This window comes from Pseudomonas sp. GW821-FHT09C10 (assembly GCF_059418085.1).
On sequence record NZ_JBWKPE010000002.1, the window covers coordinates 463,562 to 476,936 of the forward strand.

Here is a 13,375-nt window from a genome sequence, read left to right on the forward strand (position 1 = left end):
GCCTTTCATGCATCACATGACTCTGGCCGAGATCGCCCGCGGTCTCGCCGACAAAACGTTTTCTTCCGAAGAGCTGACCAAGACCCTGCTGGCGCGCATCGCCGAGCTGGACCCCAAGGTCAACAGCTTCATCAGCCTCACCGAAGAGCTGGCCCTGAGCCAGGCCAAGGCCACGGATGCACGCCGCGCCAACGGTGAAACCGGCGCCCTGCTGGGCGCACCGATCGCGCACAAGGACCTGTTCTGCACCCAGGGCATTCGCACCAGCTGCGGCTCGAAGATGCTCGACAACTTCAAGGCGCCCTACGACGCCACCGTGGTCGCCAAGCTGGCCGCTGCCGGGGCCGTGACCCTGGGCAAGACCAACATGGACGAATTCGCCATGGGGTCGGCCAACGAGTCGAGCTACTACGGCGCGGTGAAAAACCCGTGGAACCTGGAACACGTGCCCGGCGGTTCGTCCGGCGGTTCGGCTGCGGCCGTTGCCGCGCGCTTCCTGCCGGCGGCCACGGCCACCGACACCGGCGGATCGATCCGCCAGCCGGCGGCCTTCACCAACCTCACCGGCCTGAAGCCGACCTACGGTCGCGTTTCCCGCTGGGGCATGATCGCCTACGCCTCCAGCCTCGATCAGGGCGGCCCACTGGCCCGCACGGCCGAAGACTGCGCGATTTTGTTACAAGGCATGGCAGGCTTCGACGCCCAGGACTCCACCAGCATCGATGAACCGGTGCCGGACTACAGCGCCAGCCTCAATACTTCGCTCAAGGGCCTGCGCATCGGCGTGCCGAAGGAATACTTCAGCGCCGGTCTCGACCCGCGTATCGCCGAATTGGTGCACAACAGCGTCAAGGAGCTGGAAAAGCTCGGCGCGGTGATCAAGGAAATCAGCCTGCCGAACAACCCGCATGCGATTCCTGCCTACTACGTGATCGCGCCGGCGGAAGCCTCTTCCAACCTGTCGCGTTTCGACGGCGTGCGCTTCGGCTACCGCTGCGAGAACCCGAAGGACCTGACCGACCTGTACAAACGCTCCCGTGGCGAAGGCTTCGGTGCCGAAGTGCAACGCCGGATCATGGTCGGTGCCTACGCCCTGTCCGCCGGCTATTACGACGCGTACTACCTCAAGGCGCAAAAGATCCGTCGCCTGATCAAGAACGACTTCATGGCTGCCTTTGAAGAAGTCGACGTGATCCTCGGCCCAACCACGCCGAACCCGGCCTGGAAGATCGGCGCCAAGACCGGTGACCCGATTGCCGAGTACCTGGAAGACCTCTACACCATCACCGCCAACCTCGCGGGCCTGCCGGGCTTGTCCATGCCCGCCGGTTTCGTCGATGGCCTGCCGGTGGGCGTGCAATTGCTCGCCCCGTATTTCCAGGAAGGCCGCCTGCTCAATGTGGCGCACCAGTACCAGTTGAACACCGACTGGCACACTCGCACCCCTACCGGCTTCTGAGGAGAACACTATGCAATGGGAAGTTGTGATCGGGCTGGAGATTCATACCCAGCTCGCCACCCAATCGAAGATTTTCTCCGGTAGCGCCACCACGTTCGGCTCCGAGCCCAACACCCAGGCCAGCCTGGTAGACCTGGGCATGCCCGGCGTACTGCCGGTGCTGAACCAGGAAGCCGTGCGCATGGCGGTGATGTTCGGCCTGGCGATTGACGCCGAGATCGGCCAGCAAAACGTGTTCGCGCGCAAGAACTACTTCTACCCGGACCTGCCCAAGGGTTACCAGATCAGCCAGATGGAATTGCCGATCGTCGGCAAGGGCTATCTGGACATCCCGCTGGAAGACGGCACCATCAAGCGTGTCGGCGTCACCCGTGCGCACCTGGAAGAAGACGCCGGCAAGAGCCTGCACGAAGAGTTCAACGGTGCCACCGGTATCGACCTGAACCGTGCCGGCACGCCGCTGCTGGAGATCGTGTCCGAGCCGGACATGCGCAGTGCCAAGGAAGCCGTGGCCTATGTCAAGACCATCCACGCGCTGGTGCGTTACCTGGGCATCTGTGACGGCAACATGGCCGAGGGCTCGCTGCGTTGCGACTGCAACGTGTCGGTGCGGCAAAAAGGCCAGGCCGAGTACGGCACTCGCTGCGAGATCAAGAACGTCAACTCGTTCCGCTTCATCGAAAAGGCGATCAACACCGAAGTGCGGCGCCAGATCGAATTGATCGAGGACGGCGGCAAGGTGATCCAGCAAACGCGCCTGTACGACCCGAACAAAGATGAAACCCGCGCCATGCGCAGCAAAGAGGAAGCCAACGACTACCGTTACTTCCCCGATCCGGACCTGTTGCCGGTGGTGCTTGAGGACTCGTTCCTCAATGAGATCCGCGCCACCCTGCCGGAATTGCCGCCGCAAAAACGCGAGCGTTTCCAGGCGCAGTTCGGCCTGTCGGTCTACGATGCCAGCGTACTGGCTTCGAGCCGTGAGCAAGCCGACTACTTCGAAAAGGTCGTGAGCATTGCCGGTGACGCCAAGCTAGCGGCCAACTGGGTGATGGTCGAGCTGGGCAGCCTGTTGAACAAACAGGGCCTGGAGATCGACGAAGCGCCGGTGTCGGCCGAGCAATTGGGCGGCATGCTGCTGCGCATCAAGGACAACACCATCTCCGGCAAAATCGCCAAGACCGTGTTCGAAGCCATGGCCAGCGGTGAAGGCAGCGCCGACGAGATCATCGAGAAACGCGGTCTCAAGCAAGTCACCGACAGCGGCGCCATCTCGGCCGTGCTGGATGAAATGCTGGCGGCCAACGCCGAGCAGGTCGAACAGTACCGTGCGGCAGACGAAGCCAAGCGCGGCAAGATGTTCGGTTTCTTTGTCGGCCAGGCGATGAAAGCCTCCAAAGGCAAGGCCAACCCGCAACAGGTGAACGAACTGCTGAAAAGCAAGCTCGAAGGCTGATTGCGATGAATGGTCCGGGCGAGACTTCATGCCTGACTCGGACCTCCTGTGGGAGGGGGCTTGCCCCCGATAGCAGAGTGTCAGTCACTGCTGTTTTGACTGAATCACCGCTATCGGGGGCAAGCCCCCTCCCACATTAGTGATGGGGGGCACCTTGATAATGAAGCGTCTATTAGGTCTATGGGCTCTATTTTCACTGCTGGCCGGCTGCGCCAGCGGCCTCATCGACCCCAACGGCTACGACGAAACCGGCACCGCCTCTTATTACGGCGCCAGGCACCATGGCAAAAAAACCGCCAGCGGTGAACCCTTCAACCAGAACGCCCTGACCGCGGCCCACCGGCGACTGCCCTTCGGCACCCAGGTCAAGGTCACCAATCTCGACAACGACAAATCCGTCGTGGTCCGCATCAACGATCGCGGCCCGCATACCCGTGGGCGCTTGATCGATCTGTCACGCAAGGCGGCCGAGCAACTGGGCATGCTGAGCAGCGGCACTGCGCGGGTTCGCGTGCAAGCCCTGAGCAATTGAAGACGGAGCCCTGGCCATTTTCGGATTAACCGCCCTCTCGCCCTGGAGCCTGCTCGAACTGATCAGCGGCCTGGTGCTGCTGATCCTCGGCGCCGAAATCCTGGTGCGTGCCGCCGTGCGCCTGGCCGCCAGCCTCAAGGTGCGGCCGCTGATCATCGGCCTTACGATCGTCGCCTTCGGCAGCAGCGCGCCGCAGATGACCGTCAGCCTGCAGGCCACCCTGGCCGGCAATACCGACATTGCCGTGGGCAGCGTGATCGGCAGCAGCATCTTCAACATCCTCGTGACCCTGGGCCTGTCGGCGCTGATCATCCCCCTGCGCGTCTCGCGGCAGCTGGTGCGCGTGGATATTCCGGTGATGATCCTCGCCGGGCTGCTGGTGTTCACCCTGGCGGCCAATGAAGAACTGACGCCGGTCGATGGCCTGCTGCTGCTGATTGCCCTGCTGGCCTACCTCGGCGTGCTGCATTACCAGACCCGCCATTCGCGCCGCCCGCGCACCCTGGATACCGTCGCCCGGGCGCCCTGGCTGAGCAGTGTGCTGCAGATGCTGGGCGGGCTGTTGATCCTGGTGCTGGCCGGGCATTTGCTGCTCGGCGCGGCGGTGGATGTGGCGGCGGACCTGGGCCTCTCGGAGCGCATCATCGGCCTTACGCTGATCGGCGTCGGCACGTCGCTGCCCTGCCTGGCTACCTCACTGATTGCCGCCCTGCGCGGCCAGCGGGAAATTGCCGTGGGCAACGTGATCGGCAGCAACCTGTTCAACCTGCTGGGCGTATTGGGGCTGACCGCGCTGCTCGCGCCTTCGCCTCTGTCGGTGTCGCCCAACGCCCTGGACTTCGACCTGCCGGTGATGCTCGGCGTGGTGGTGCTGTGCCTGCCGGTGTTTTATACCGGCTACCGCGTCACCCGCGCCGAAGGCCTGGTGCTGCTGGGCCTGTACCTGGCGTATGGGCTGCACGTAATGTCGTTCACCACCGGCATGCCCCTGGCCAACAAGCTTGAACAACTGATGCTCTATTACGTCCTGCCAGCGCTGGTGGCTTTCCTGTTGTTCAGCACGCTGCGAGCCTGGCGCCGCCAACACAAGAGGGAATCGCAATGACCGATCAGAAAAAGCCCGGGGTTGAAATGCGTCGCCAGGTGATGGGCGATGTGTTCGTCGACCGCGCCCTGGGCAACGCCACCGAGTTCACCCAGCCGCTGCAGGACTTCGTCAACGAACATGCGTGGGGCAGCGTTTGGAGCCGCGAGGGCTTGCCGCTCAAGACGCGCAGCCTGATCACCCTGGCCGCCCTCACCGCGCTCAAGTGCCCCCAGGAGCTCAAGGGCCACGTGCGTGGCGCGTTGAACAACGGCTGTACTGTGGAGGAAATTCGCGAAGCGCTGCTGCATTGCGCGGTGTATGCCGGCGTACCGGCGGCGATTGATGCGTTTCGGGCGGCGCAGGAAGTCATCGACACCTATCAGAAAGAAGGCTAGATCCAGCCACCCGCCTGCAACACGAAAATCCCGATATTCGTGGTCACCGCCGCCATCAGCGTGGTGATCACGATAATCGCCGCCGCCAGTTCATGATTGCCCTCGGCCGCCCTGGCCATCACGAAGCTCGCCGCAGCGGTCGGCGCACCGAAGTACAGGAACAGGATTCCCAACTCCGGCCCGCGAAAGCCCAACAGCCACGCGCCCAGAGTCGCGACCACCGGCAGCCAGACCATCTTCATCAAGCTCGCGCTCAGCGCCATATTGCCGCTCTTGCGCAACGCCGCCAGGGACAAGGTGCCGCCAATGCAGATCAATGCCAGCGGCAAGGTGGTGTCCGCCAGGTACTGCATGGATTTTTCCAGCCAGCCCGGCAGGCCAATCTGAAAATACGCGAACGGCGCCGCCACGATGACGCTGATGATCAGCGGGTTGGCCACCACACTTTTGCAAATGCTCCACGGGTCGGACTTGATCACCGGGCTGTACACCGCCAGCACAATGGTCGACAGCGTGTTGTAGAACAGGATCACCAGCGCCGCGAGGATCGCGCCGAGGGAAATGCCGTAGTCGCCGTACATGCTGGCCGCCAGGGCCAGGCCGATCACTCCGTTATTGCCGCGAAACGCGCCCTGGGTGTAGATGCCTCGGTCTTCACGCTTGCAGCGAAAAATCGCCCAGCCCCAGGCCAGGGCAAAGCTCAGCAGCGTGGCGACGGCAAAATAGATCAGCAACCCCGGCTTGAGCGCCGAGTGCAGGTCGGCGTGGAGGATGCCGAGGAACAGCAGCGCCGGCATGGTGACGTTGAACACCAGGGACGAAGCCGTGTGGATAAAGTTGTCGTTGATCCAGTTGATGCGCTTGAGCAGCACACCCAGGAACAGCATGGCGAATACCGGCGCAGTGATGGTGAGGGTGGTGAGGAAGATAGCCAGCATGCCGGGAGAACCTTGGTGAACGTCGTCAGGTGGCTAATGATAAGCCATACAGCCCAACGGCGTCTGAGAGACCGCTATCGGGGGCAAGCTCCCTCCCACACTTGAAAGTACTCACAATTCAAACTGTGGGAGGGGCTTGCCCTCGATGGCAGGCGACGCGGTCTCAGGTAATCGGCGCCGGGTTGAACAAGGTGATGTCGTTATGCAGCTTGTGATGCTCCGCCCAGGTCTGCTTCTTACCGCTGGCCACGTCCAGGTAGAAGTGGAACAACTCCCAGCCCAACTCCTCGATGGTCGCGCGCCCGGTGGCAATGCGCCCGGCGTCGATATCGATGAGGTCCGGCCAGCGCTGCGCCAGCTCCGTACGCGTCGAGACCTTCACCACCGGCGCCATCGCCAGCCCGTAAGGGGTCCCACGCCCGGTGGTGAACACATGCAGGTTCATCCCCGCCGCCAGTTGCAAGGTGCCGCAGACAAAGTCACTGGCCGGCGTGGCGCAAAAGATCAACCCCTTGCCCTTGAAGCGCTCGCCAGGGCCCAGCACGCCGTTGATCGCGCTGCTGCCGGACTTGACGATGGAGCCCAGGGACTTCTCGACAATGTTCGACAGCCCGCCCTTCTTGTTGCCTGGCGTGGTGTTGGCACTGCGATCCGCTTCACCCTTGGCCAGGTAGCGGTCGTACCAGTCCATTTCCCTGACCAACTCTTCGGCAACTTCCTTCGTCTCTGCGCGCGAAGTCAGCAGGTAAATGGCATCACGCACTTCGGTGACTTCGGAAAACATCACCGTCGCTCCCGCCCGCAGCAACAAATCCGAGGCATAGCCCAGCGCCGGGTTGGCGGTGATACCGGAAAACGCATCACTGCCGCCGCATTGCATGCCCAGGATCAGTTCGGACGCCGGCACGGTTTCCCGGCGACGCTGGTCGAGCTTTTTCAGGCGCACTTCGGCCAGTTCCATGATCTGTTCGATCATTTCGGTAAAGCCATGGCTGGAATCCTGCAACCGATACAGCCACGGCTCGCTGAGGTCGACGGAGCTGTCGTTGTCGTGCATCACCTGCCCGGCCTGCAATTTCTCGCAGCCCAGGCTGATCACCAGGGCTTCGCCGCCCAGGTTCGGGTTGCGCGCCAGGTTACGCACGGTACGGATCGGGATGTAGGCATCCGTCGCGGTGATCGCCACCCCGCAGCCGTAGCTGTGGGTCAGCGCCACCACGTCATCGACGTGGGGGTACTTGGGCAGTAATTCGTCCTTGATGCGCTTGACCGCATGGTCCAACACGCCCGTCACGCACTGCACCGTGGTGGTGATGCCGAGGATATTGCGCGTGCCCACGGTGCCGTCGGCGTTGCGATAGCCCTCGAAGGTAAACCCCTCCAACGGTGCCTGGGTTGCAGGCACCTCGGTGGACAGCGGCAAGCTGTCCAGCGGTGGCGCGGTGGGCATGCGCAGTTGATCTTCCTGGACCCAACTGCCGCGCGGAATCGGCGCCAGGGCGTAACCGATGGTCTGTCCGTAGCGAATAATCTGACCGCCTTCGGGGATGTCTTTCAGAGTCACTTTGTGGCTCTGGGGGATGAAATCCACGGTCACCAGGCCGTCCGGGAACTCGGTCCCGGCCGGTACGCCCTGGTCGTTGACCACGATCACTACGTTGTCGCGCTCGTGCAGGCGGATGGAGCGCGGCGAGTCGGCATGTTCAATCAACTGCATCACGGGGCCTCTCAGGAATGCGCTTCGGTTAGGTTGGTCAACTCAGGCCCCTTGCTTGGCGGCTCTTTGAGTACTACACGCTTGATCGGGCCGACGATGACCAGATAGCTGAACACCGCCACCAGCGCGTTGGCGCCGACAAACACCAGGGCCCACTTGAACGAGCCGGTGGTGCTGATGATGTAGCCGATGACAATCGGCGTGGTGATCGACGCGAGGTTACCGAAGGTGTTGAACAAGCCGCCACTGAGACCGGCGATTTGTTTCGGCGAGGTGTCGGACACGACCGCCCAGCCCAGTGCGCCAACGCCCTTGCCGAAGAAGGCCAAGGCCATGAAGCCCACCACCATCCATTCAACGTCAACATAGTTGCACGCGATGATGCTGCTGGAGACCAGCAGGCCGGCAATGATCGGCGCCTTGCGGGCGAACGTCAGCGAATGGCCTTTGCGCAGCAGGTAGTCGGAAATCACCCCGCCCAGCACGCCACCGATAAACCCGCAGATCGCCGGCAACGAGGCGATGAAACCGGCCTTGAGGATGGTCATGCCGCGGTCCTGCACCAGGTACACCGGGAACCAGGTCAGGAAGAAGTAGGTGATACCGTTGATGCAGTACTGGCCCAGGTACACGCCAAGCATCATGCGGTTGGTCAGCAACTGACGGATGTAATCCCACTTCGGACCGTCGGTTTTCTTACCCTTGCCCTTGTCCTGATCCATATCGACCATCGCGCCATTGGCGGCGATGTGATTGAGCTCGGCTTCGTTGATCATCGGGTGCTGGCGCGGGCTGTGGATAACTTTCAGCCAGATCAGCGAGAACACGATGCCGATCACGCCCATCACGATAAACACGTGCTGCCAGCCGAAGCGGTAGACGATCCAGCCCATCAGCGGCGCGAACAACACCGTGGCGAAGTACTGCGCCGAGTTGAAGATCGCCGAGGCCGTACCGCGCTCGGCGGTCGGGAACCAGGCGGCAACAATGCGCGCGTTGCCCGGGAAGGACGGCGCCTCGGCCAGGCCCACCATGAAGCGCAGCATGAACAGCGCAACCACTGCGGTGGAGACACCGAACTCACCGACATAGCCTTGCAGCACGGTGAACAGTGACCAGGTGAAGATGCTCAGGGCATAGACTTTTTTCGAGCCGAATCGGTCCAGCAGCCAGCCACCGGGGATTTGCCCGGCCACGTAGGCCCAACCGAATGCGGAGAAGATATAACCGAGGGTGACCGCGTCGATGCCGAGGTCTTTTTGCAGGCTGGAGCCCGCGATGGCGATGGTGGCCCGGTCGGCGTAGTTGATCGTGGTCACCAGGAACAGCATGAGCAGGATCAAATAGCGGACATGGGTCGGCTTGGTCGCTTGCATGTAGAAGTACTCCCACTAATTATTTTTTTTGCGGGTAATGGTTTTCTGTTTTTGTCGTGGGGACCGGCAGGCATCCGGCCCCACGGGGTGTTGCGTATTACGAACCGATGTAGCTGGTTTTCACCACGGTGTAGAACTCTTGCGCATAGCGACCTTGCTCCCGCGAGCCATAGGACGAGCCTTTACGGCCACCGAATGGAACGTGGTAATCCACACCTGCGGTCGGCAGGTTGACCATCACCATCCCCGCCTGGGAGTGGCGCTTGAAGTGGTTGGCGTACTTCAACGACGTGGTGGAAATGCCCGCCGACAAACCGAACTCGGTGTCGTTGGCCATGGCCAGTGCCGCCTCGTAGTCCGCCACGCGCACGACGTTGGCGACCGGGCCGAAGATCTCTTCACGGCTGATACGCATGGCGGCTTCGCTGTCGGCAAACAGCGTCGGCGCCAGGTAGTAGCCTTCGGTGTCGCAGGTGACCAGGCCGCCACCGCTCACCAGCCGCGCACCTTCGCTTTGGCCAATGTCGATGTACTTCATGTCCTGGTCCAGTTGGGCCTGGGAAACCACCGGGCCGATGTCGGTGCCGCTTTTGAGCGCGTGGCCGACCTTGATCGACTTCATGCGCTCAGCCATGGCCGCGACGAACTGGTCGTGGATACCGGCGGTGACGATCAGGCGGCTGGACGCCGTGCAACGCTGGCCGGTGGAGTAGAACGCGCTCTGTACCGACAACTCGACGGCCTGCTTGAGGTCGGCGTCGTCGAGAATGATCTGCGGGTTCTTACCGCCCATTTCCAACTGCACTTTGGCTTGGCGCGATACGCAGCTGACAGCGATCTGGCGACCCACACCGACGGAACCGGTGAAGCTGATGCCGTCGACTTTCGGGCTGTTGACCAGCACGTCGCCCACCACTCGGCCGCTGCCCATTACCAGGTTGAACACACCGGCAGGGAAACCGGCGCGGGAGATGATCTCCGCCAGGGCCCAGGCGCAGCCCGGTACCAGTTCAGCCGGCTTGATCACCACGCAGTTGCCGTAGGCCAGGGCCGGGGCGATTTTCCAGGCGGGAATGGCGATCGGGAAGTTCCACGGGGTGATCAGGCCGACCACACCCAGGGCTTCGCGGGTGACTTCCACGTTGACGCCCGGGCGTACCGACGGCACGTAGTCGCCGGACAACCGCAGGCATTCACCGGCGAAGAACTTGAAGATGTTACCGGCGCGGGTCACTTCGCCGATGGCTTCCGGCAGGGTCTTGCCTTCTTCACGGGCCAACAGGGTGCCAAGTTCTTCGCGACGGGCGAGGATTTCACTGCCGACTTTATCCAGGGCATCGTGGCGAGCCTGGATCCCGGAAGTGGACCAGGCCGGGAATGCGGCGCGGGCGGCGTCGATGGCGGCGTTGACCTGGGTGACGTCAGCCTTGGCGTATTCACCAATGACATCGGACAACTCCGACGGGTTGAGGTTGACGCAGTAGTCGGCGCCGGCAACCCATTCACCGTTGATGTAGTTCTCAAAACGCTTTACTTGGGACACGAATCTTCTCCTGACGCAAAAGGCCGCTGATTGCTCAGCGGCCTTGTGGATAATTTATTGCGGACCTTGCTTGTCGATCAGCGCGGCCAGGGCTTCGTATTCTTCCGGCAGCAGATCGGTCAGCGGCGTGCGCACAGGGCCTGCGTCATAGCCGACGATTTTTGCACCCGCCTTGACGATGCTCACGGCATAACCGGCCTTGCGGTTACGGATGTCCAGGTACGGCAGGAAGAAGTCGTCGATGATCTTGGCGACGGTGGCGTGATCGTCCTTGGCAATGGCGTGGTAGAAATCCATCGCGGTCTTCGGGATGAAGTTGAACACCGCCGAGGAGTACACCGGTACGCCCAGGGCCTTGTAGGCAGCGGCGTAGACCTCTGCGGTCGGCAGGCCGCCGAGGTAGCTGAAACGATCGCCCAGACGGCGGCGGATCGACACCATCAACTCGATGTCACCCAGGCCATCCTTGTAGCCGATCAGGTTCGGGCAGCGCTCGGCCAGGCGTTCCAGCAGCGGAGCGGTCAGGCGGCACACGTTGCGGTTGTAGACCACTACGCCGATCTTGACCGATTTGCACACCGCTTCAACGTGGGCGGCAACCCCGTCCTGGCTGGCTTCGGTGAGGTAGTGCGGCAGCAGCAACAGGCCTTTGGCGCCCAGGCGCTCGGCTTCTTGCGCGTACTCGATGGCCTGGCGGGTCGAACCACCGACACCGGCGAGGATCGGCACGCTGGTAGCGCAGGTATCCACGGCGGTCTTGATCACTTGGGAATATTCGCTGGCGGCGAGGGAGAAAAACTCACCGGTGCCGCCCGCTGCGAACAAAGCAGTGGCGCCGTAAGGGGCCAGCCATTCCAGGCGCTTGATGTAGCCCGCCTGGTGAAAGTCACCCTGGGCATTGAAATCGGTCACCGGGAAAGACAGCAGACCGTGGGAGAGGATGGACTTCAGTTCTTGTGGATTCATTATTCGAACACCCTGGGCGAAGACTTTCTATTGAAAGGTTGTTGGTTTTGTTGATGTCGTACGTCATCGTACAACCATAAATAATTTCGTCAACTGCAATTCATCGGCGTTGTGCACTTGAGGGCGTTGAAAGGCTTGGGCAGCGGTGCTCTTGACGTAGGAAATTATTCCTCTATTCTCTGCATAACTGTATATATATACAGCACTCAAGGAAGATTCCTACGACATAGCAAGGAGCTAACATGTCAGGTCCTGAACTCGCAGCACCCGCAAAAAAACCGCCTACCCTGCGCTTCGAAGGCGGTGAACACACCGCCATCGGTGACGATACGCTGTTGCGCTTCAGCAAGGACGCCCCGGCAATCCCCGCGCGGCAAGTCGAACTGCACCTGCCCAACGGGCTGGCACTCACCTACGGCCAAGTGATCGCCCTGGGCGGTGATTTTTATGGCATCCCCGGCCAGCCCATCAACGAAGGCACCTCACCTGCCGATCGTATGCAACGTTTCAGCGCCGCGTTCAACTCACTGGCCGTGCTGCCGGCCTCGCGGGACGAAGCGCCGAAGATCCTGGCGGTGATGCAAAAAGAGATCAACGCGGTCAACCAGGCGATCAAGGACGGCAAGCAAGCCCATGAAGCCTATGATGCCCTGGGTGATACGTTGTCCGAGGAATGGAACCGCATCACCGGTGGCGGCAGCGCGGTGTCGGCACTGATCCCACTGGGGCGTTACCTGAAACTGGCGGCGGACAACGCCGACCACTTCGGCGAATGGGCGCTGGCGGCCTACCTGGCGGGGCATGCAGCCGCCTTGCAACAGGCCGTGGTGGCCCACCAGACCGGTACCGACCAGGCATTGGAGTTGGCCTACGCCATGAACGGCTTTGCCGATCACTTCTTGACCGATCTGTTTTCTGCCGGCCACCTGCGCGTGCCGCGCAAACAGCTGGCAGCGGTCGTCACTCCGGGCGAACTGGGCTCGCTGATCAGCCGCTTCATGCACGATGAAGACAGCAAGTTCGGGCTCAAGGTGCGCAATGCACTGGGGGATGAGTGGCATGCCTATGGCGACAAACGCTATTTCGACAGTATCGACGCAGCCAATCGGGCACAGGTCAAACGCGCCGTTCAGGCATCCGCTGATGAGATCTTCGAAACCTTCATCGGTGGCGTTGCGCCCTCCCCGGCCAACTTCAAGGCACCGCTGTATGTGCCGGATCTGAATGCCGCGCAGAACCCGGCGAATAACTTTTCGCCGCTGTTCAAGATGGAGGGAGACAAAGTGCTGCGTCGCAAGGAGGTCAATGACCTCAACGACAAGCACTGGACCAATGATTGGTGGGGGTGGAGTACGTATTTGTTGCTTAAGGACTACAAGCCGAATACGCCAGCTTGATCAACGCCGTTTGTCGCGACTGTGATTTCTAACAGTTTCGGACAATGCCGTAGCGGTGGATAAGTTTGCTCAGGAGCCAGAAACACGGCTCCTGAATTGATACGCTACTGTGTGGCAGCCACGGAGGTTTCATCATGGAAAATCCAGTCCCCGGCCTAAACATTCCTGTTACAGAGCCTTTTTACCAAGCGGAGGTTAGCCTTTCCAAATTCACAGGGCCTCTCGTAGCCAGTATTCCAAACGATGCCAAGCTCTTTCCGGAGGGCACTGTATACGCGATTCTGGGTGCAGATCCGGAAGAGCCTGCCTGGAGGGGAGCCAAAGTCAATGCAGGCAGATGGCAGGCGAGCACGGGGCAATATCAACAATCTGCGAATCTGAAAGTCGAGATTCCAAAAGAAGCCTTAGAGCGATTCACGAACCAAACCACATTGCTACGCTATCAAACCATCGGTGAATCCAGCATGTCGGTCAGCTCTGAGCCAATTTCGCTGACCATCAGCAAATAG

Annotated in this window: 12 protein-coding genes; 7 read left to right on the plus strand and 5 right to left on the minus strand. The window is 61.4% G+C overall.

The features are described from left to right. The first annotated feature begins 7 nt into the window (after positions 1-7). The 5 genes from gatA (at position 8) to AC07OT_RS05915 (ending at position 4,929) form a co-directional block, all read left to right on the plus strand. A complete protein-coding gene (gene gatA / locus AC07OT_RS05895; protein WP_495107676.1) occupies positions 8-1,459 on the plus strand; it encodes an Asp-tRNA(Asn)/Glu-tRNA(Gln) amidotransferase subunit GatA in 1,452 nt (483 codons plus the stop codon). A gap of 10 nt (positions 1,460-1,469) precedes the next feature. Next, positions 1,470-2,915 (plus strand): Asp-tRNA(Asn)/Glu-tRNA(Gln) amidotransferase subunit GatB, encoded by a 1,446-nt coding sequence (gene gatB / locus AC07OT_RS05900; protein ID WP_495107677.1) that lies wholly within the window; start codon positions 1,470-1,472, stop codon positions 2,913-2,915. Between the two features lie 160 nt (positions 2,916-3,075). Further along, positions 3,076-3,447, plus strand: a complete 372-nt coding sequence (locus AC07OT_RS05905) for a septal ring lytic transglycosylase RlpA family protein (RefSeq protein WP_027604830.1) — start codon at positions 3,076-3,078, stop codon at positions 3,445-3,447. 58 nt (positions 3,448-3,505) lie between these two features. Continuing rightward, entirely contained in the window at positions 3,506-4,552 is a 1,047-nt protein-coding gene (locus AC07OT_RS05910) for a calcium/sodium antiporter (protein WP_495107762.1), read from the plus strand. Beyond that, positions 4,549-4,929 (plus strand): carboxymuconolactone decarboxylase family protein, encoded by a 381-nt coding sequence (locus tag AC07OT_RS05915; RefSeq protein WP_027604832.1) that lies wholly within the window; start codon positions 4,549-4,551, stop codon positions 4,927-4,929. The genes AC07OT_RS05910 and AC07OT_RS05915 overlap by 4 nt, the downstream gene beginning before the upstream one ends. Here AC07OT_RS05915 and AC07OT_RS05920 read toward each other — a convergent pair. The 5 genes from AC07OT_RS05920 to kdgD all read right to left on the minus strand — a co-directional run bounded on the left by AC07OT_RS05920 (position 4,926) and on the right by kdgD (position 11,469). Beyond that, complete coding sequence (locus AC07OT_RS05920; RefSeq protein WP_027604833.1) at positions 4,926-5,867, minus strand: AEC family transporter; 942 nt, start codon at positions 5,865-5,867, stop codon at positions 4,926-4,928. The genes AC07OT_RS05915 and AC07OT_RS05920 overlap by 4 nt on opposite strands. 163 nt (positions 5,868-6,030) lie before the next feature. Next, positions 6,031-7,584 carry a galactarate dehydratase gene (gene garD, locus AC07OT_RS05925; protein ID WP_495107763.1) on the minus strand — a complete coding sequence of 518 codons (1,554 nt, stop codon included), beginning with the start codon at positions 7,582-7,584 and terminating at the stop codon, positions 6,031-6,033. Positions 7,585-7,595: 11 nt separating this feature from the next. Continuing rightward, a complete protein-coding gene (locus tag AC07OT_RS05930) occupies positions 7,596-8,960 on the minus strand; it encodes an MFS transporter (RefSeq protein WP_027604835.1) in 1,365 nt (454 codons plus the stop codon). Between the two features lie 97 nt (positions 8,961-9,057). After that, positions 9,058-10,503, minus strand: coding sequence for an aldehyde dehydrogenase family protein (locus tag AC07OT_RS05935; RefSeq protein ID WP_495107678.1), 1,446 nt, complete (start codon positions 10,501-10,503; stop codon positions 9,058-9,060). Between the two features lie 54 nt (positions 10,504-10,557). Continuing rightward, positions 10,558-11,469: a 5-dehydro-4-deoxyglucarate dehydratase gene (gene kdgD / locus AC07OT_RS05940; RefSeq protein ID WP_027604837.1), complete on the minus strand. Its 912-nt coding sequence runs from the start codon at positions 11,467-11,469 to the stop codon at positions 10,558-10,560. Between the two features lie 242 nt (positions 11,470-11,711). Here kdgD and AC07OT_RS05945 point away from each other — a divergent pair, with 242 nt between their 5' ends. After that, positions 11,712-12,866 carry a phospholipase gene (locus AC07OT_RS05945; protein WP_495107679.1) on the plus strand — a complete coding sequence of 385 codons (1,155 nt, stop codon included), beginning with the start codon at positions 11,712-11,714 and terminating at the stop codon, positions 12,864-12,866. 134 nt (positions 12,867-13,000) lie between these two features. Further along, entirely contained in the window at positions 13,001-13,375 is a 375-nt protein-coding gene (locus AC07OT_RS05950; RefSeq protein ID WP_141156747.1) for a hypothetical protein, read from the plus strand.

Excerpts from the sequence above, each read along its gene's own strand:
- gatA (WP_495107676.1), top strand. The coding sequence starts at position 8 with ATGCATCACATGACTCTGGCCGAGATCGCCCGCGGTCTCGCCGACAAA.
- gatB (WP_495107677.1), top strand. The coding sequence starts at position 1,470 with ATGCAATGGGAAGTTGTGATCGGGCTGGAGATTCATACCCAGCTCGCC.
- AC07OT_RS05905 (WP_027604830.1), top strand. The coding sequence starts at position 3,076 with ATGAAGCGTCTATTAGGTCTATGGGCTCTATTTTCACTGCTGGCCGGC.
- AC07OT_RS05915 (WP_027604832.1), top strand. The coding sequence starts at position 4,549 with ATGACCGATCAGAAAAAGCCCGGGGTTGAAATGCGTCGCCAGGTGATG.
- AC07OT_RS05920 (WP_027604833.1), bottom strand. The coding sequence starts at position 5,867 with ATGCTGGCTATCTTCCTCACCACCCTCACCATCACTGCGCCGGTATTC.
- garD (WP_495107763.1), bottom strand. The coding sequence starts at position 7,584 with ATGCAGTTGATTGAACATGCCGACTCGCCGCGCTCCATCCGCCTGCAC.
- AC07OT_RS05930 (WP_027604835.1), bottom strand. The coding sequence starts at position 8,960 with ATGCAAGCGACCAAGCCGACCCATGTCCGCTATTTGATCCTGCTCATG.
- kdgD (WP_027604837.1), bottom strand. The coding sequence starts at position 11,469 with ATGAATCCACAAGAACTGAAGTCCATCCTCTCCCACGGTCTGCTGTCT.
- AC07OT_RS05945 (WP_495107679.1), top strand. The coding sequence starts at position 11,712 with ATGTCAGGTCCTGAACTCGCAGCACCCGCAAAAAAACCGCCTACCCTG.
- AC07OT_RS05950 (WP_141156747.1), top strand. The coding sequence starts at position 13,001 with ATGGAAAATCCAGTCCCCGGCCTAAACATTCCTGTTACAGAGCCTTTT.